Source organism: Pseudomonas sp. H3_C08, from assembly GCF_054669455.1.
In genome coordinates, this window is the sequence record NZ_CP162803.1 from 4,998,147 (window position 1) to 5,015,262 (window position 17,116).

A 17,116-nucleotide genomic window follows, 5' to 3' on the forward strand; every position below is an offset into this window, starting at 1 on the left:
CCAATTCAGGGAAGCAGTGCCGCGCCATTGGGTTTTGATACGTCTTGTAAACCTCTATTCCAGCACTGAAACCCGGCTCAACTACCCTTAAAAAACCCGCAGGAAGCGGTTCCCGATTCAGCTCAAGGAACGACCATGTCCCTCTCCATCGTCCACAGTCGCGCCCAGATTGGCGTGGAAGCCCCCGCTGTCACCGTCGAAGTCCATCTGGCCAACGGCCTGCCGTCGCTGACCATGGTCGGTCTGCCCGAGGCGGCGGTGAAGGAGAGCAAGGATCGGGTGCGCAGTGCGATCATCAATTCCGGGCTGCAGTTTCCGGCGCGGCGGATCACCTTGAATCTGGCGCCGGCGGATCTGCCCAAGGATGGCGGACGGTTTGATCTGGCGATTGCCCTGGGGATTTTGTCGGCGAGTGTGCAGGTGCCGTGTCTGACGCTGGATGAGGTGGAATGTCTGGGTGAGTTGGCGTTGTCCGGCGCGGTGCGACCGGTGCGCGGGGTATTGCCCGCAGCACTGGCGGCGCGCAAGGCCGGGCGGGCGCTTGTGGTGCCGCGAGCGAATGCCGAGGAGGCCTGTCTGGCGTCCGGGTTGAAGGTGTTTGCGGTGGATCATTTGCTGGAGGCGGTGGCGCATTTCAACGGCCATACGCCGGTGGAGCCTTACGTGTCGGACGGTTTGATGCATGCCGCCAGACCCTATCCAGACCTGAACGAAGTGCAGGGGCAAATGGCAGCCAAAAGGGCGCTGCTGATTGCCGCAGCGGGTGCGCATAACCTGCTGTTCAGCGGCCCCCCGGGGACGGGCAAGACGCTGTTGGCCAGTCGATTGCCGGGACTGCTCCCGCCGCTGTCCGAATGCGAAGCCCTTGAGGTTGCGGCGATTCAATCCGTCGCCAGTGGCGTACCGCTGACCCACTGGCCGCAGCGTCCATTCCGCCAGCCGCACCATTCCGCATCCGGCCCGGCACTGGTCGGGGGCAGCTCAAAACCGCAACCCGGCGAGATCACCCTCGCCCACCACGGCGTGCTGTTTCTCGATGAGCTGCCGGAGTTTGATCGCAAGGTATTGGAGGTGCTGCGCGAGCCGCTGGAGTCCGGGCATATCGTGATTGCCCGGGCCAAGGATCGCGTGCGTTTCCCGGCGCGATTTCAGTTGGTGGCGGCGATGAACCCGTGTCCCTGTGGATATCTCGGCGAGCCGAGCGGCAAGTGTTCCTGCACGCCGGACATGGTGCAGCGCTATCGCAACAAACTCTCGGGGCCGTTGCTGGACCGGATCGACTTGCACCTGACAGTGGCGCGAGAAGCGACGGCGTTGAACCCGCAGGTGAAGCCGGGAGAGGACAGCGCCAGCGCCGCAGCACTGGTAGCCGAGGCTCGCGAACGACAGCAAAAGCGTCAAGGCTGCGCCAATGCATTTCTCGATCTGCCGGGATTGAAGCGACACTGCAAGTTATCCACAGTCGACGAAGCCTGGTTGGAGTCGGCCTGTGAGCGTTTAACGCTATCGCTGCGTTCCGCGCACCGGCTTCTCAAGGTCGCCCGGACACTGGCAGACCTCGAGCAAGTCGATGCAATCAAACGCGAACACTTGGCCGAGGCACTGCAATACCGGCCTGCGACACCTTAATGCTCGGTCAGATCAACCAGCGGCGTCTGCCGCACTTCGGTTTCACGCCCGGCCTGAATCTCGCTCACACGCTTCAAGGCGTTATCCACAGCACCTTTGTCCGCGAGCAGGCTGTAGCTGATCTGGAACTGTTTTTGTTCTTTGGGCGCGATGGTCGGCACCAGATTCAGCGGACGCTGATAGCGGCGGTTGTAGGAAAAACTGGTGCCCGGCTCCAGCCCCGTGACATAGCCCTGGCCTTGAGTGTCAGTGTTTTTCCACAGGGAGAACACCGGCAACTGCTGGGTATTGAAGCCAACGGAAACACCGAGGCTGCCCGCCTTGTTATGCAGAACAGTCAGGGTTTCGCCTTTGGCGTCGGCATAGGGCACGACGTTGTAGACGGTTTCGTCGTAGTCCTTGGTCGGCGCACGATAAGTCTGCCAGTCAGCCAGATCGCCCTTGGCCTTGTCGTTGAACGGCGAGACCTGTTTTACCGGTGCGGCAAAACGTGCGCCCTGCTCGAGGAACGGCGTACTGAAGTTGCTGTGATACAGCGCCTGGTATTCCTTCGGATAATCGCCGTTGTTGGTCAGCGTGTCATTGAGGGCGAAACGCGCAGTGCCGGGTTCGGTGACCAGCTCGGTGACGACCGAGAAATCGACTTTCTTGAACGCCTGCTCCTTCAGCTCGCCGCGCAGGCTGATGGCGTAGGGCGGCTTTTCATCGATATGCAGGGTGACGGTGCTGGCCGGGATGTTGGCGGCGCGGCCGTGCAAGGTCAGCAGTTCGCCATTGTCGATGCCGGGATGGCCGACCCATTCATAACCGCAGCGGGCGACCAGTTCATTGAAGCCCTCCAGCCAACCCAGGCCACCACGCCCGTTGAGCTCGATAAAGGCCGGGTTAACCACGTCCTTGACCGGCGAATCCCAACCCATCCGCACGTTGCCGACAGAAGCCTGCAAGACGTTCATGCCTCGGGTGGGCACCACCGAGAGTTTCATCTCGCCGTTATCGATATCGACGATGCTGACGCCTTCTTGCCGCCCACCGTGCAAGGTACGCAGGCTCACGGAGAAGGGTTTGGCGGTTTTCACGCCGAGCTGCTCACTGGTGATGGTCCAGTTTTGCGCGGGCTTGTTGGTATCGAGAAGGACGTAATCCCAAGCCATGGCGTGGGAAGCAGCAGAGAATGCGCCGAGGGCGACGGCGAGTTTGAGCGGGGTCATGGCAGCAGCCTTTATTGGAGTTGTGCCATTTTTATAGCGCTGCGGAAACGTTTCAGCAAGTGTAGCGGAGCTTGCGATCGTGTGATTTATCAAGAATTGGCAGGGATGCCTTCGCGAGCAAGCTCGCTCCCACAAGGTTTTCGGGTGTTCACACAATTTGTCAGCTACCCCGGAAACTTGCTCGCGAAAGCTATATCAAGGCTGTATCAACGGAAGCGATCAACCTCGGAACGCAAATCCGCCGCCAGTTTCTCCAGCTCTTTAGCCGTCACCGCCAGGTTCGACACAACCTCACGCTGCTCACTGTTGGCCAGCGCAATGCTCTGCAAATTGCTGCTCAACAACGTCGCGGTGCTGCTCTGCTCCTGAGTGGCCGTGGTAATCGCGGCAAACTGCTGTCCCGCCGAACGGCTCTGTTCATCGATTCGCGCCAGCGCCGACGCCACGTTGGCGTTGCGCGACAAACCTTCCTGCATCAGCACATTGCCCTGCTCCATGGTGCTGATCGCGTTACCGGTTTCCTGCTGGATGCTGTGGATCATGCTGGAAATTTCATCAGTCGCCTGACGAGTACGCGAGGCCAGGCTGCGCACTTCATCGGCTACCACGGCGAAGCCGCGACCTTGTTCACCGGCACGTGCCGCTTCAATCGCGGCGTTGAGCGCCAGCAAGTTAGTCTGTTCGGCAATCGAAGTAATCACACCGACAATGCCGCCAATTTCCTGCGAACGCTGACCGAGGGTGTTGATCACGGTAGCGGTGCTGTTCAGGGCGCCAGCGATTTGCTCCAGCGAGGACGACGCTTCTTCCATCGAGCTGCGGCCAATCTGCGTTTGCTGGGCATTTTCCTGCGCCAGACGCTGGGTCGCGCCCATGTTGTCGGCGATGTTCAACGACGTCGCACTGAACTCTTCCACCGCGCCGGCCATGCTGGTGATTTCGCCAGATTGTTGCTCCATGCCTTCATACGCACCACCGGACAAACCGGACAGGGCCTGGGCACGGCTATTGACCTCTTCCGAAGAGCGGCGGATGTGCTCGACCATGGTCGACAGCGCCTGGCTCATCTGGTTGAACGCGCGCGACAACTGACCGATTTCATCGTTGCTCGATACGTTCAGGCGAACGCTCAGATCACCGGCGCCCAAGGCCTCGGCCTGACGCACCAGATCCCCCAGAGGCGCCAGTTTGCTGCGCAGCAGCCAGACCACAGATCCGACCGCCAGCAGCATCGCCAACAGACTGCCAATGGCCAGTTGCGTACCCACGCTCCAGGTCACCGCGCGGATCTCGGCTTTCGGCATGCTCGCCACGACCGACCATGGTCCGCCATCGAACGGCACGGCAATGCTGTAGAAATCTTCCGAGGTGTCGCTCCAGAACTCACCCTTGCCCGGCTTTGCAGCCAAACCTTTGATCACCGGAACGGCTTGATCCAGCGCCTGCACCCCCGCCGGCGCGACCAGCCATTTGTTTTGCTCGTCGAGCAACGCCAGCGAACCGCTCTGGCCAATGCGGAAGCGCTTGAGGTTATCGAACTGGATGTTCTGCGCGTCGGTGTAATCGAAGCCGACGAACAGCACCGCAATCACCTTGCCGCTGCCATCGCGCACCGGGGTGTATTGGGTCATGTAGGAGCGATCGAACAGCAAGGCGCGACCGACGTAACCCTGCCCCGCCATCAACTTCGCGTAGGCCGGGTGCGCGTGATCGAGCAAGGTGCCGATGGCACGGGTGCCATCCTGTTTGGTCAGCGAAGTGCTGACGCGGATGAAGTCTTCGCCGCTGCGCACGAACAGTGTGGCGACGCCGGCGGTCATCTGCTTGAACTCGTCGACTTCCTTGAAGTTGTTGTTCAGCACTTCGCTGCCCAGATGCAGACCCGGGGTCTGGGTGCCGGCAACATTCACCGGCTCACTCGGGTGAATGCTCAGACCTGCGCTAAAGCGCTTCTCGAACAGCCCGCTCAGGCGCTGGGTGCTTTCACGCAGCGTGCCGTGGAATGTGCTCAGTTGGTCGGCCAGCAGCCGCGCCTCACTGGCCAGATGCTCTTCACGGGTGGCGAGGTTGGCGGAGTCCAGCGAACGCAAGGCGAACACCGTACTGCCACTGATAACTATCGCCAGTATTACAGCGAGCGCGAGGCCCAGCTGCGAGGCGATCCGAGCGCGAGGTTGAGACATGGACAGCTCCTGGCCGAGCCACGGGATCCTCCTTGATCTCGACTCGGAAATTTTTCTGGTTGTGGGGGTGAATCGTGGATACCGGCACGACGGTTCCACAAGCACGTATTCGGCGGTGGATCCAAATACTTGAGCGGAAAACAAGGTTATGGCACAAGGCCGGTATTGTGGCGGCTCTAACGTTTCAGCTCAAGCGCGCAACCGCCGGCAATTCCATGGCGCGGACTTCGCTTTGCAGAAAGTCGCTGAGACGGCGCAAACGTTCACCTCCCGGGCGGGTCTTTGGCCACACAAGGTAGTAATTCAAGCCGCTGGCGACCGCGGTTGGCCACGGCAGGCTCAGCCTTCCCTGCGCCACATCTTCGGCGACCATTAACAGGTCGCCCATCGACACACCGTACCCGCGCGCCGCCGCGATCATGCCCAATTCGAGGGTATCGAACACTTGCCCACCCTTGAGTGACACCTGATCGGACAGCCCCATGTGTTCCAGCCAACTGCGCCAATCGCGACGGTCCGGTGTCGGGTGAAGTAATTCGGTGCAAGCCAGTCGAGCCAGATCCCACGGCTGATCATTCAGCAGGTTTGGCGCCCCCACCGGAATCAGCTCTTCAGGAAACAGCAGGCTGGCCTCCCAGTCCGGCGGAAAATGCCCGTCACTCAACAGCACCGCGCAGTCGAACGGCTCATCGTTGAAGTCCACCGAATCGACGTCCATCCACGCACTGGTCAGTTGCACTTCGTTGCCAAGCTGCAAATGACGGAAGCGACTCAGGCGCGCGAGCAACCAGCGCATGGTCAGGGTCGAGGGCGCTTTCATGCGCAAAATGTCGTCCTCGGCACGCAAGGTATTGCAGGCCCGCTCCAGCGCACTGAAGCCTTCGCGGATCCCGGGCAGCAGCAACCGCGCCGCTTCGGTCAGTTGCAGATTGCGCCCGCTGCGATGAAACAGCCGACAGGCGAAGTGATCTTCGAGGGTCCGAATATGCCGACTCACCGCACTCTGGGTAATCGACAGTTCCTCGGCAGCCCGGGTGAACGAACTATGTCGCGCCGCCGCTTCAAATGCGCGCAGGGCATACAAGGGAGGAAGACGACGAGACATGCAGAAAGCTCCGATAGCGGGATAAAGCCAATCTTAAACCGTTTACTCAGGATGAGTTTTAATCATGCCACCCATCCTTTTTATCCCTTTGTGCAAAGCCCGCCAAGCGCCGAGAATCGACGGTCTCCTGTTCCCTCTGAAATTGAGTGGTGATGACCATGCAGCATCCTGTGCGTACCGAACTCTGGGCCATTCTGCGGCTGGCAGGGCCGTTGATTGCTTCACAGTTGGCGCACATGTTGATGGTGCTGACTGACACATTGATGATGGCGCGCCTGAGTCCTGAAGCGCTTGCGGGCGGCGGTCTCGGTGCGGCGACTTATTCGTTCGTGTCGATTTTCTGCATCGGCGTGATTGCAGCGGTCGGCACATTGGTGGCTATTCGCAAGGGCGCCGGCGACATCATTGGCGCTGCGCGTCTGACCCAGGCCGGGTTGTGGCTGGCGTGGCTGATGGCGTTGGGCGCCGGGTTGCTGCTGTGGAACCTGAAACCGGTGTTGCTGCTGTTCGGCCAGACCGAAACCAACGTCAACGCGGCCGGGCAATTCCTGATTGCCCTGCCCTTCGCCCTGCCCGGCTACCTCAGTTTCATGGCCCTGCGCGGTTTCACCAGTGCAATCGGCCGGGCGACACCGGTGATGGTCATCAGCCTGGCCGGCACGGTGGCGAATTTCCTGCTCAATTACGCGCTGATCACCGGCATGTTCGGTCTGCCGAAAATGGGCCTGACGGGCATCGGCCTGGTCACAGCGATTGTCGCCAATTGCATGGCGTTGGCGCTGGCCTGGCATATTCGCCGGCATCCGGCCTATGACGCTTATCCATTGCGCGAAGGCTTGTCGCGGCCCAACCGGCAATATCTCAAAGAACTGTGGCGTCTCGGCCTGCCAATCGGCGGCACCTACGCGGTGGAAGTCGGTTTGTTCGCCTTCGCGGCGTTGTGCATGGGCACCATGGGCAGCACGCAATTGGGCGCGCACCAGATTGCCCTGCAAATTGTCTCGGTGGCGTTCATGGTGCCGGCGGGGATGTCGTACGCGATCACCATGCGCGTCGGCCAGCATTACGGCGCCGGGCAACTGAGTGATGCGCGGATGTCCGGGCGGGTCGGGATCATCTTTGGCGCGGTGGTGATGTTGGGATTCGCGATGGTGTTCTGGCTGTTGCCGAACCAGTTGGTCGGGTTGTTCCTCGATCACAATGATCCGGCGTTTGCCGAGGTGATTCGCCTAGCGGTGAGCCTGCTGGCGGTGGCGGCGTGGTTCGAGCTGTTCGACGGCACGCAGACGATTGCCATGGGCTGCATTCGTGGACTCAAGGATGCAAAAACCACTTTTCTGGTCGGGCTCGCTTGCTATTGGCTGATTGGCGCACCGGCGGCGTGGTGGATGGCGTTCCATTTGAACTGGGGGCCGACGGGTGTCTGGTGGGGATTGGCGCTGGGGTTGGCGTGTGCGGCGGTGAGTTTGACGCTGGCGTTTGAATGGAAGATGAAGCGGATGATTCGGCTGGAGCCTGCGTCATCAAGTCAGTTCACAGTTCCTCAGACCGACTGAGATCCCTTGTAGGAGTGAGCCTGCTCGCGATAGCGGTGTGTCAGTCGAAGCAAATGTTGACTGGTAGATTGCTATCGCGAGCAGGCTCACTCCTACAGGGGTTATGCGTTCAGCTCACGATTTCGAGGGCTGACTGTTGGCTTGAGCCGAAGGTTAGATATTCAACCAACTCCGCCAACGGCAACGGCCGGCTGATCAGATAGCCCTGCACCTGATCGCAGCCAAACCCGCGCAGCAGCTCCAGTTGCTCCGGGGTTTCCACCCCCTCCGCCACCACTTCCAGATGCAGGTTGTGCGCGAGATTGATCATCGCGTGCACCAGTTTGCGATTCTCTTCGCGCTGCTCCATGCCGCCGACAAAGCTTTTGTCGATCTTCAACAAGGTGATCGGCAGGCTGTTGAGGTGCACGAACGACGAGAACCCGGTGCCAAAGTCATCCAGCGAGAAGCGCACACCGAGACGGCCGAGAGCGTCCATGGTCTGCTTGACCAGATCGCTACGGCGCATCACGGCGGTTTCAGTCAGTTCGAATTCCAGCCACTGGGCCTCAACGCCACGCTCGGCAATCAACCGGCTCAGCGTCGGCAACAACTGACTGTCTTGAAACTGGCGGAATGACAGGTTGATCGCCATGTGCAGCGCCGGCAGCCCGCGCTCGCGCAACGCCTGCATGTCACGCAAGGCCCGGGAAATCACCCAGTAACCCAGCGGTACGATCAACCCGCTCTGCTCGGCCAAAGGGACAAATTCACTCGGCGGCAGCAAACCGCGCTCGCCATGACGCCAGCGCACCAACGCTTCGAGGCCGACAATCTGGCCATCCTCAAGATTCAGGCGTGGCTGGTAATGCAATTCCAGCTCATCGCGACGCAAAGCTCGACGCAACTCGCTTTCGAGGTCGGCCATGCTCCGCGCATTGCGGTTGATCCGTTCGTTGAAGATATGGAAGGTGCAACCCTGGGTGCTCTTGGCCTGCTGCATGGCGATGTGGGCGTGCCACATCAGCGGATCAGCGCCGCCCTGCGCACGGGCGTGGGCGATGCCGAGACTGGAGCCGATCAGCAGGCTTTCGCCATCGACCCAATACGGTTCGGCGAGCGCTTCGGTGATGCGTTCGGCCATCCACTCGGCGCGCTGCGGTGCACGGCGGGTGTCGATCAGCAGGGCAAACTCATCGCTGCCCAGACGCGCCAATTGATCACCGGCTTCGAGCTGACTTTTCAGCCGTGCGACCACTTGCAGGATCAAGCGATCGCCCGCCTGATGGCCAAGCGCATCGTTGGCGTGGCGGAAGTTGTCGAGATCGAGATGCCCGAGGGCCAGGCCGCGACCGTCGTTTTCCGCGAGGCGCGCAGCAAGCAAGGTCTGGAAACCCTGACGGTTGGCGATGCCGGTCAGCGGATCCTGCTCGGCGAGGCGTTGCAGGGTGTTTTCGAGAACGCCGCGTTCGCGCACATGGCGCAGGCAGCGGCGCAGCATGCCGGCGTCGAGGGCGTCGAACACCAGCCAGTCACTGACGCCAACCGGCGCGGTGTCCGGTTCATGCTCCAGCAGCAAGACCGTCGGCAGGCTGCACCGGCCCGGTGCCGGTTGCAATGCCGGAAGGGTCAACAACACCGCATGGCGGTTGTCTTCGAACAAACTGCTGACCGAATCCCAGCTCGGCGCGCTGATCAGCACCGCCGCGCTCCCCATTGGAGCCAGACACTCACGCAATAACGCTGTCCACGCTGGCTCTTCGGCCAGTAGCAGCAAACGCAAGGGTTCGACAGGCGTAGACAAGCTAGCTCCCTAGACTCTGCAATGATGTGGGCGGGGCATTATGCCGTTGCGCCGTTCAATGACCAAATGACAACGGTTATCAAAACGTTATTTTGTGTCACGAATGAGAACATTAGCCGCAAAATCACCGCGCATCCTCCGCGAAAGTAACAAAACCGGCAAATTTGAATCGCGTGGTACGTCACAAGTCGGAGAGAGCGGCACAAATCGCTGAGCCTGTTAAAATGCCGGCCCATTTCGTCAACGACTCCCGAATTTTCGTATGTCCCGACTCAATCCCCGGCAGCAAGAAGCCGTGAACTACGTCGGCGGCCCTCTATTGGTGCTCGCCGGTGCTGGCTCCGGCAAAACCAGCGTGATCACGCGCAAAATCGCGCACCTGATCCAGAACTGCGGCATCCGTGCCCAGTACATCGTCGCCATGACCTTTACCAACAAGGCCGCGCGCGAGATGAAAGAGCGGGTTGGCACCCTGCTGCGAGCCGGCGAAGGTCGCGGCCTGACCGTCTGCACGTTCCACAACCTCGGTCTGAACATCATCCGCAAGGAGCACGTGCGGCTGGGCTACAAACCCGGTTTCTCGATCTTCGACGAGACCGACGTCAAAGCCCTGATGACCGACATCATGCAGAAGGAGTACGCGGGCGACGACGGCGTCGACGAGATCAAGAACATGATCGGCGCCTGGAAAAACGACCTGATCCTGCCGCCTCAGGCGCTGGAGAACGCGCGCAATCCCAAGGAACAGACCGCCGCCATCGTCTACACCCACTACCAGCGCACGCTGAAAGCGTTCAACGCGGTGGACTTCGACGACCTGATCCTGCTGCCGGTAAAACTCTTCGAAGAACATGCCGACATCCTCGAAAAGTGGCAGAACAAGGTCCGTTACCTGTTGGTCGACGAATACCAAGACACCAACGCCAGCCAATACCTGCTGGTAAAAATGCTCATCGGCAAGCGCAACCAGTTCACCGTGGTCGGCGACGACGACCAGTCGATCTACGCCTGGCGCGGTGCGCGGCCGGAAAACCTGATGCTGCTCAAGGACGACTACCCGTCCTTGAAAGTGGTGATGCTCGAGCAGAACTACCGCTCCACCAGCCGCATCCTGCGCTGCGCCAACGTGCTGATCTCGAACAACCCGCACGAATTCGAAAAGCAGCTGTGGAGCGAGATGGGCCACGGCGACGAGATCCGCGTGATCCGCTGCCGCAATGAGGACGCCGAAGCCGAGCGCGTGGCCATGGAAATTCTCAGCCTGCACTTGCGCACCGACCGTCCGTACAGCGATTTCGCCATCCTTTATCGCGGCAACTACCAGGCCAAGCTGATCGAACTGAAGCTGCAGCACCACCAGGTGCCGTATCGCCTGAGCGGCGGCAACAGCTTCTTCGGCCGCCAGGAAGTGAAGGACCTGATGGCCTACTTCCGCCTGATCGTCAACCCGGATGACGACAACGCCTTCCTGCGGGTGATCAACGTACCGCGCCGCGAAATCGGCTCGACCACCCTGGAAAAACTCGGCAACTACGCCACCGAACGCAAAATCTCGATGTACGCCGCCACCGACGAAATCGGTCTCGGCGAGCATCTGGACAGCCGCTTCACCGATCGCCTGTCGCGCTTCAAACGCTTCATGGACAAGGTCCGTGAGCAATGCGCCGGTGAGGATCCGATCTCGGCGCTGCGCAGCATGGTCATGGACATCGACTATGAGAACTGGCTGCGCACCAACAGCTCCAGCGACAAGGCGGCCGATTACCGGATGAGCAACGTCTGGTTCCTGATCGAGGCGTTGAAAAACACCCTTGAAAAGGACGAAGAAGGCGAAATGACCGTCGAGGACGCCATCGGCAAACTGGTCCTGCGCGACATGCTCGAACGTCAGCAGGAAGAGGAAGACGGCGCCGAAGGCGTGCAGATGATGACGCTGCATGCGTCCAAGGGTCTGGAATTCCCTTACGTGTTCATCATGGGCATGGAAGAGGAAATCCTCCCGCACCGCTCCAGCATCGAAGCCGACACCATCGAAGAGGAACGCCGCCTGGCCTACGTGGGCATCACCCGCGCGCGTCAGACCCTGGCCTTCACCTTCGCCGCCAAGCGCAAGCAGTACGGCGAGATCATCGACTGCGCGCCCAGCCGCTTCCTCGATGAGCTGCCGCCGGACGATCTGGCGTGGGAAGGCAACGACGACACACCGACCGAAGTCAAAGCCGTGCGCGGCAACAACGCATTGGCCGATATACGCGCGATGTTAAAGCGCTAGAATTGACCACTTTTTTTACTAGACCTTCGGCGCACAAAGCGCCAAAAGAGGACAGCTTCATGGAAGCATTGCACCAGAAAATCCGCGAACAAGGCATTGTGCTTTCCGACCAGGTCCTGAAGGTCGACGCCTTCCTGAACCACCAGATCGACCCGGCCCTGATGAAGCTGATCGGCGACGAATTCGCCTCGCTGTTCAAGGATTCGGGCATCACCAAGATCGTCACCATCGAAGCCTCGGGCATCGCCCCGGCGATCATGACCGGTCTGAACCTCGGCGTGCCGGTGATCTTCGCCCGCAAGCAACAGTCCCTGACCCTGACGGAAAACCTGCTGTCGGCGACCGTTTACTCGTTCACCAAGAAGACCGAAAGCACCGTGGCCATCTCCCCGCGCCACCTGACCAGCAGCGACCGCGTGCTGATCATCGACGACTTCCTGGCCAACGGTAAGGCGTCGCAAGCGCTGATCTCGATCATCAAGCAAGCCGGCGCGACCGTTGCCGGTCTGGGCATCGTCATCGAGAAGTCGTTCCAGGGCGGCCGCGCCGAGCTGGACTCGCAAGGCTACCGCGTCGAATCGCTGGCTCGGGTGAAATCGCTGAAAGATGGCGTCGTGACCTTCATCGAATAAACCAGCAGCACCGCAATACCCCTGTGGGAGCGAGCCTGCTCGCGAATGCTTAGGGTCAGTCGACATCTTGGTTGACTGATACACCGCTTTCGCGAGCAGGCTCACTCCCACAGTGGGTTTTGCGGTAGGCGGTTACTGCGCGGTGGCTTTGAGGCCGGTGAGCAGCAGGCGTTGGAAGAGGTCTTCTTTCAGGCCTTCCGGGTTTGTCAGCTGCATGCGTTCGAGGTGTTCGGGGTATAGCGATGCCTCGGGCGCATCGAGGGCTGCTTTGCCGAGATCGAGGATTTCGGTGAGTTTGAATTTGCTCTTCAGCCAGTTCAGCGCCCGCAGCAAATCCCGTTCGATCGCAGTGAAATCACAGCCTAGCGGATACTCCGGAAACAGGTTCGGATGCCGTGCGGCGATCGCTTGCAGACGCTGCGGTGTGTTGTCGGCAAAGCGCGGATCAAGGCGAAAATCCTTTGGCAATTTGCCGACTTTTTGCGCTTGCTCAATCAGGCCCTGCTGGAAGCGGGAATCGCTGATATTCAGCAATGACTCGATCACCACCGCATCGGACTTGCCGCGCAGATCAGCGATGCCGTACTCGGTCACGACGATATCGCGCAGATGCCGTGGGATCGTGCAATGGCCGTATTCCCAGACGATGTTGGAACTGACGTCACCACCGGATTCGCGCCAGCTACGCAGGATCAGAATCGATCGGGCATCGTGCAGTGCGTGGCCCTGCGCGACGAAGTTGTACTGCCCGCCGACACCGCTGAGTACCCGTCCATCCTCCAGTTGATCCGCCACACCGGCACCGAGCAAAGTCATGGTGAACACGGTGTTGATGAATCGCGCGTCAAGACGCTGCAAGCGCTTGAGCTCTTCCTGCCCATACAACTCGTTGATGTAACTGATGCGTGTCATGTTGAATTCGAGGCGTTTGCTCTGCGGTAACTCACGCAGACGCTCGTAGAAGCTGCGCGGTCCGAGGAAGAAACCGCCATGCACCGAAATCCCGTCAGTCTGCGCGGCCTCGTCGAGGGTGCCGGCGTTGGCCTGTTCCTGCGTTGGCACATCCGGGTAGACCTTGCGCCGGATGATCCCGGCATCCGCCAGCACTAGCAGACCGTTGACGAACATTTCACTGCAGCCGTAAAGGCCCTTGGCGAACGGACCGGTGCCGCCTTCGCGTTCGATCAGTTGCGCCCACTGGCTGAGGTTGATGTCATTGAGTAACGCTGTGTATCCGGCGTTATCTGCCTGACGTGCGAGCAAAGCGGCAGTCAGCGCATCGCCCATCGAGCCGATGCCGATCTGCAACGTGCCGCCGTCGCGCACCAGCGTACTCGCGTGCACACCAATGAAATGATCCTGAAACCCCACCGGCATGTTCGGCGTGGAAAACAGCGTGCTGCTGTCCTTCGCGTCGATCAGCAGGTCGAAGGTGTCGATGTCGACTTCGGCGTCGCCGGGCATGTACGGCAGATCGGTGTGTACCTGTCCGACCAGCAAAATAGTCTCCCCGGCGTGGCGGCGCTTGGCGATCATCGGCAACAGGTCGAGGGTGATGTCCGGGTTGCAACTCAGGCTCAGACGGTCGGGGTGTTCGCTGCTGCTGGCCAGTAATTGCGCCACCAGATTGAGCCCGGCGGCGTTGATGTCGCGCGCGGCGTGGCTGTAGTTGCTGCTGACGTAATCCTGTTGAGCCGGCGCGCTGTTGAGCAGGCTGCCGGGCTGCATGAAGAATTGTTCGATACGGATGTTGGCGGGCAGGCTGTCGCGGTGCAGGTCGGCGAGGAAATCGAACTCCGGGTAGTCACCGAAGACGCGTTCGACGAAGGGTTCGATAAAGCGTTTTTGCAAACCATCGCCCAGGTTCGGCCGGCCGAGGCACAGCGCGGTGTAGATCGTCAGTTGCCGCTCGGGCAGGCCTTTGATCCGTCGGTACAGCGCGTTGACGAAGTGATTGGGCTTGCCCAACCCCAGCGGCATGCCCATGTGGATATGCGCCGGCAACCGCGCCAGCACGTCGTCCACCGCCTGTTCGATCGAACACAACTGCACCATCTGAAGCCTCCTGCCCGTTCCGTGAATAGGGGTAGACCGAGCTTGCCTTGAGTTTGCTGCAATGAACAGCTTCAGAGTGAGTGTGCGCTGTTCTTGAAATGTTTTTCCGACTCGAAATTGTTGCCCTCACCCTAGCCCTCTCCCAGAGGTAGAGGGGACAGATTGGGGGATATTGGGGAGGTATGCCGACGTGAAAGTGATGTACTGAATCCATAATCGCTAAGGTCTCTCAGGTCGATGGATAGCGAAAGACACCCCGGTCGGCCCCCTCTCCCTCAGGGAGAGGGCTGGGCGGGCGGCGTTCCGATGAGGGCTACTGAATCGCAGGCACAAAAAAACCGTCCGAAGACGGTTTTTTTCATCAGAAGCGCGGCTTATTTAAGGCCGGACATCTTCTGGATCGCGCCCTTCAGCTCGGCATCCGAGCAATCGGCGCAGGTGCCTTTCGGCGGCATCGAATTGATACCGGTGATGGCTTTGGCGAGGATGCCATCAAGACCGCCCTGATGATCAGCACGCTCTTTCCACGCTGCGGTGTCACCGATCTTCGGCGCGCCCAACAACCCGGTACTGTGGCAAGCATTGCAATGCTTGGCAATCACCTCATCCGGGGTTTTCGCCCCGCCACCGCCGCCTGCCGAAGCGGCAACTTCCATCCCCTTGCACTCCTTGCCTTGAACACACACCTGACCGACCGGATCGAGGCGTTTGGCAATGTCGTCATTCGTCGCAGCTTGAGCGCTGACAGCCCAGAGGGCCAGTACGGTTGCTGGTGCAGCCAGCATTTTCATAATTAGGTTCACGCGTTCACCCTCAATGGTGGCTATTCACGCCTGCGGCCACGGTTCGCAGGCGGGCGGAAGTATAGCGGGTAGCCCGCCACACTGAAACAACCCCATAGTCGAAGGGGTTATACCGCACGGTAGAAAAACTCTCCGGATGCCTTTGCCATCATGGCTTGGCACCTCTTTGTTAAAAATTCGCCGGCGTGGCTGCGCTGATTAGTCGCGCAGGCGCGTCGAACGGATTACGAAAACGGTGCGGCTTGGTACTTTCAAAGTAGTAGCTGTCGCCGGCTTCGAGAATAAAAGTTTCCAGACCCACCACCAGTTCCAGACGACCTTCCACCAGAATCCCGGTTTCTTCGCCTTCATGGGTGAGCATTTCTTCGCCGGTGTCGGCACCCGGCGGGTAGATTTCATTGAGGAAGGCGATGGCGCGGCTGGGGTGCGCGCGGCCGACCAGTTTCATGGTCACGGCGCCGTCGGAAATGTCGATCAGCTCGTTGGCCTTGTAGACGATCTGGGTCGGGACTTCCTGCAGGATTTCTTCGGAAAAGAACTCGACCATCGACATGGGAATCCCGCCCAGTACCTTCCTCAGCGAACTGATCGAAGGGCTGACGCTGTTCTTTTCGATCATCGAAATGGTGCTGTTGGTGACGCCCGCGCGTTTGGCGAGTTCACGCTGGGAAAGCCCTTTGAGCTTGCGGATCGATTGCAGTCGTTCACCGACGTCCAAGGCGGGAGCCTCCTGATGTTGTAAGAATATTGAGCGTTATCATGGCGACAGCGTTCAGTATTTACAACACTTGGCCCCCGCAGCGGCGTCAACCCTCGGAATAGAGCCTTGGCACCCGACGCAGGTTGCAGAAGATCTGGTACGGAATGGTGTCCGCCCACTGCGCCACTTCGCTGGCGAGGATGTTTTTACCCCACAGCTCAACGCTCGAACCGAGGCCAGCTTCAGGCACATCGGTGAGGTCGATGCAGAGCATGTCCATCGACACGCGACCGAGAATCCGACTGCGTTTACCCGCCACCAGTACCGGCGTGCCGGTCGGCGCCTGACGCGGGTAGCCATCGGCATAACCCATCGCCACCACGCCGACGCGCATCGGCTTGTCGGTGATGAATTTGGCACCGTAGCCGATCGGCTCACCGGCAGGCAGTTCACGGACGCAGATGACTTTCGACTCCAGGGTCATCACCGGTTGCAGGCGATCAGCCACGGCGTTGGCCTCCTCGAACGGGGTCGCGCCGTAGAGCATGATGCCCGGACGTACCCAGTCGCTGTGAATCTGCGGCCAACCGAGCACGGCCGGCGAGTTACGCAGGCTGACTTCCGCCGCCAGGCCCTGACGCGCCGCTTCAAACACCGCGACTTGCTCGGTGCTGCTCTGCGCGTGCAACTCATCGGCGCGGGCGAAGTGGCTCATCAACACGATCTTCGCCACTTTGCCGCTGGCCAGCAGACGCTGATAGGCCGCCGGATAGTCCTTCGGATGCAGACCAACGCGGTGCATGCCCGAATCAAGCTTCAGCCACACGGTGATCGGCTTGCTCAGTGTCGCCTGCTCAATCGCTTCGAGCTGCCACAGCGAATGCACCACGGTCCAGAAATCATGCTCGACAATCATCGCTAGCTCATCGGCTTCGAAGATGCCTTCGAGCAACAACACCGGGGCCTTGATGCCGGCCGCGCGCAACTCCAGCGCTTCTTCGATGCAGGCGACGGCAAAACCGTCGGCCTCGGTTTCCAGTGCCTGGGCGCAACGCACCGCGCCATGGCCGTAGGCGTCCGCCTTGATCACCGCAAGCGCCTTGGCGCCAGTGACTTCGCGGGCAATTCGGTAGTTGTGGCGCAGGGCTTCTAGGTCGATCAGGGCACGGGCAGGACGCATGGCGGCA

Annotated in this window: 12 protein-coding genes; 4 read left to right on the forward strand and 8 right to left on the reverse strand. The window is 60.3% G+C overall.

What is annotated here, in order from left to right; genetic code table 11:
- Nucleotides 1-135: 135 nt before the first annotated feature.
- Entirely contained in the window at nucleotides 136-1,629 is a 1,494-nt protein-coding gene (locus AB4N74_RS22905) for a YifB family Mg chelatase-like AAA ATPase (protein ID WP_460097308.1), read from the forward strand.
- Here AB4N74_RS22905 and AB4N74_RS22910 read toward each other — a convergent pair.
- From AB4N74_RS22910 to AB4N74_RS22920, 3 genes are all read right to left on the reverse strand, one after another.
- Nucleotides 1,626-2,840 (reverse strand): aldose 1-epimerase family protein, encoded by a 1,215-nt coding sequence (locus AB4N74_RS22910; RefSeq protein WP_460097310.1) that lies wholly within the window; start codon nucleotides 2,838-2,840, stop codon nucleotides 1,626-1,628. The genes AB4N74_RS22905 and AB4N74_RS22910 overlap by 4 nt on opposite strands.
- 206 nt (nucleotides 2,841-3,046) lie before the next feature.
- Complete coding sequence (locus AB4N74_RS22915) at nucleotides 3,047-5,023, reverse strand: methyl-accepting chemotaxis protein (RefSeq protein ID WP_007920409.1); 1,977 nt, start codon at nucleotides 5,021-5,023, stop codon at nucleotides 3,047-3,049.
- A 184-nt stretch (nucleotides 5,024-5,207) separates the two neighbouring features.
- Nucleotides 5,208-6,128 (reverse strand): LysR substrate-binding domain-containing protein, encoded by a 921-nt coding sequence (locus tag AB4N74_RS22920; protein ID WP_099757501.1) that lies wholly within the window; start codon nucleotides 6,126-6,128, stop codon nucleotides 5,208-5,210.
- A gap of 158 nt (nucleotides 6,129-6,286) precedes the next feature.
- Between AB4N74_RS22920 and AB4N74_RS22925 the strand changes: the two genes are divergently transcribed.
- Nucleotides 6,287-7,684 (forward strand): NorM family multidrug efflux MATE transporter, encoded by a 1,398-nt coding sequence (locus AB4N74_RS22925; RefSeq protein WP_460097313.1) that lies wholly within the window; start codon nucleotides 6,287-6,289, stop codon nucleotides 7,682-7,684.
- A gap of 109 nt (nucleotides 7,685-7,793) precedes the next feature.
- On the opposite strand, the gene AB4N74_RS22930 is transcribed toward AB4N74_RS22925, so the two are convergent.
- Complete coding sequence (locus tag AB4N74_RS22930; protein ID WP_093429679.1) at nucleotides 7,794-9,467, reverse strand: putative bifunctional diguanylate cyclase/phosphodiesterase; 1,674 nt, start codon at nucleotides 9,465-9,467, stop codon at nucleotides 7,794-7,796.
- A gap of 262 nt (nucleotides 9,468-9,729) precedes the next feature.
- Here AB4N74_RS22930 and rep point away from each other — a divergent pair, with 262 nt between their 5' ends.
- Both rep and AB4N74_RS22940 read left to right on the forward strand, forming a co-directional pair.
- On the forward strand, nucleotides 9,730-11,739 hold the full coding sequence (gene rep, locus AB4N74_RS22935) for a DNA helicase Rep (RefSeq protein WP_038359196.1): 2,010 nt from the start codon (nucleotides 9,730-9,732) through the stop codon (nucleotides 11,737-11,739).
- A gap of 59 nt (nucleotides 11,740-11,798) precedes the next feature.
- On the forward strand, nucleotides 11,799-12,371 hold the full coding sequence (locus tag AB4N74_RS22940; RefSeq protein ID WP_007920398.1) for a xanthine phosphoribosyltransferase: 573 nt from the start codon (nucleotides 11,799-11,801) through the stop codon (nucleotides 12,369-12,371).
- Between the two features lie 132 nt (nucleotides 12,372-12,503).
- Here AB4N74_RS22940 and AB4N74_RS22945 read toward each other — a convergent pair whose 3' ends face one another.
- The 4 genes from AB4N74_RS22945 to alr all read right to left on the reverse strand — a co-directional run bounded on the left by AB4N74_RS22945 (nucleotide 12,504) and on the right by alr (nucleotide 17,109).
- Nucleotides 12,504-14,426 (reverse strand): acetyl-CoA hydrolase/transferase C-terminal domain-containing protein, encoded by a 1,923-nt coding sequence (locus AB4N74_RS22945; protein WP_460097314.1) that lies wholly within the window; start codon nucleotides 14,424-14,426, stop codon nucleotides 12,504-12,506.
- A gap of 374 nt (nucleotides 14,427-14,800) precedes the next feature.
- Nucleotides 14,801-15,217, reverse strand: coding sequence for a c-type cytochrome (locus AB4N74_RS22950; RefSeq protein WP_257358664.1), 417 nt, complete (start codon nucleotides 15,215-15,217; stop codon nucleotides 14,801-14,803).
- A gap of 181 nt (nucleotides 15,218-15,398) precedes the next feature.
- Complete coding sequence (locus tag AB4N74_RS22955; protein ID WP_007920393.1) at nucleotides 15,399-15,947, reverse strand: cupin domain-containing protein; 549 nt, start codon at nucleotides 15,945-15,947, stop codon at nucleotides 15,399-15,401.
- An 88-nt stretch (nucleotides 15,948-16,035) separates the two neighbouring features.
- Complete coding sequence (gene alr / locus AB4N74_RS22960; protein WP_460097316.1) at nucleotides 16,036-17,109, reverse strand: alanine racemase; 1,074 nt, start codon at nucleotides 17,107-17,109, stop codon at nucleotides 16,036-16,038.
- Nucleotides 17,110-17,116: the final 7 nt, after the last annotated feature.

Excerpts from the sequence above, each read along its gene's own strand:
- AB4N74_RS22905 (WP_460097308.1), top strand. The coding sequence starts at position 136 with ATGTCCCTCTCCATCGTCCACAGTCGCGCCCAGATTGGCGTGGAAGCC.
- AB4N74_RS22910 (WP_460097310.1), bottom strand. The coding sequence starts at position 2,840 with ATGACCCCGCTCAAACTCGCCGTCGCCCTCGGCGCATTCTCTGCTGCT.
- AB4N74_RS22915 (WP_007920409.1), bottom strand. The coding sequence starts at position 5,023 with ATGTCTCAACCTCGCGCTCGGATCGCCTCGCAGCTGGGCCTCGCGCTC.
- AB4N74_RS22920 (WP_099757501.1), bottom strand. The coding sequence starts at position 6,128 with ATGTCTCGTCGTCTTCCTCCCTTGTATGCCCTGCGCGCATTTGAAGCG.
- AB4N74_RS22925 (WP_460097313.1), top strand. The coding sequence starts at position 6,287 with ATGCAGCATCCTGTGCGTACCGAACTCTGGGCCATTCTGCGGCTGGCA.
- rep (WP_038359196.1), top strand. The coding sequence starts at position 9,730 with ATGTCCCGACTCAATCCCCGGCAGCAAGAAGCCGTGAACTACGTCGGC.
- AB4N74_RS22940 (WP_007920398.1), top strand. The coding sequence starts at position 11,799 with ATGGAAGCATTGCACCAGAAAATCCGCGAACAAGGCATTGTGCTTTCC.
- AB4N74_RS22945 (WP_460097314.1), bottom strand. The coding sequence starts at position 14,426 with ATGGTGCAGTTGTGTTCGATCGAACAGGCGGTGGACGACGTGCTGGCG.
- AB4N74_RS22950 (WP_257358664.1), bottom strand. The coding sequence starts at position 15,217 with ATGAAAATGCTGGCTGCACCAGCAACCGTACTGGCCCTCTGGGCTGTC.
- alr (WP_460097316.1), bottom strand. The coding sequence starts at position 17,109 with ATGCGTCCTGCCCGTGCCCTGATCGACCTAGAAGCCCTGCGCCACAAC.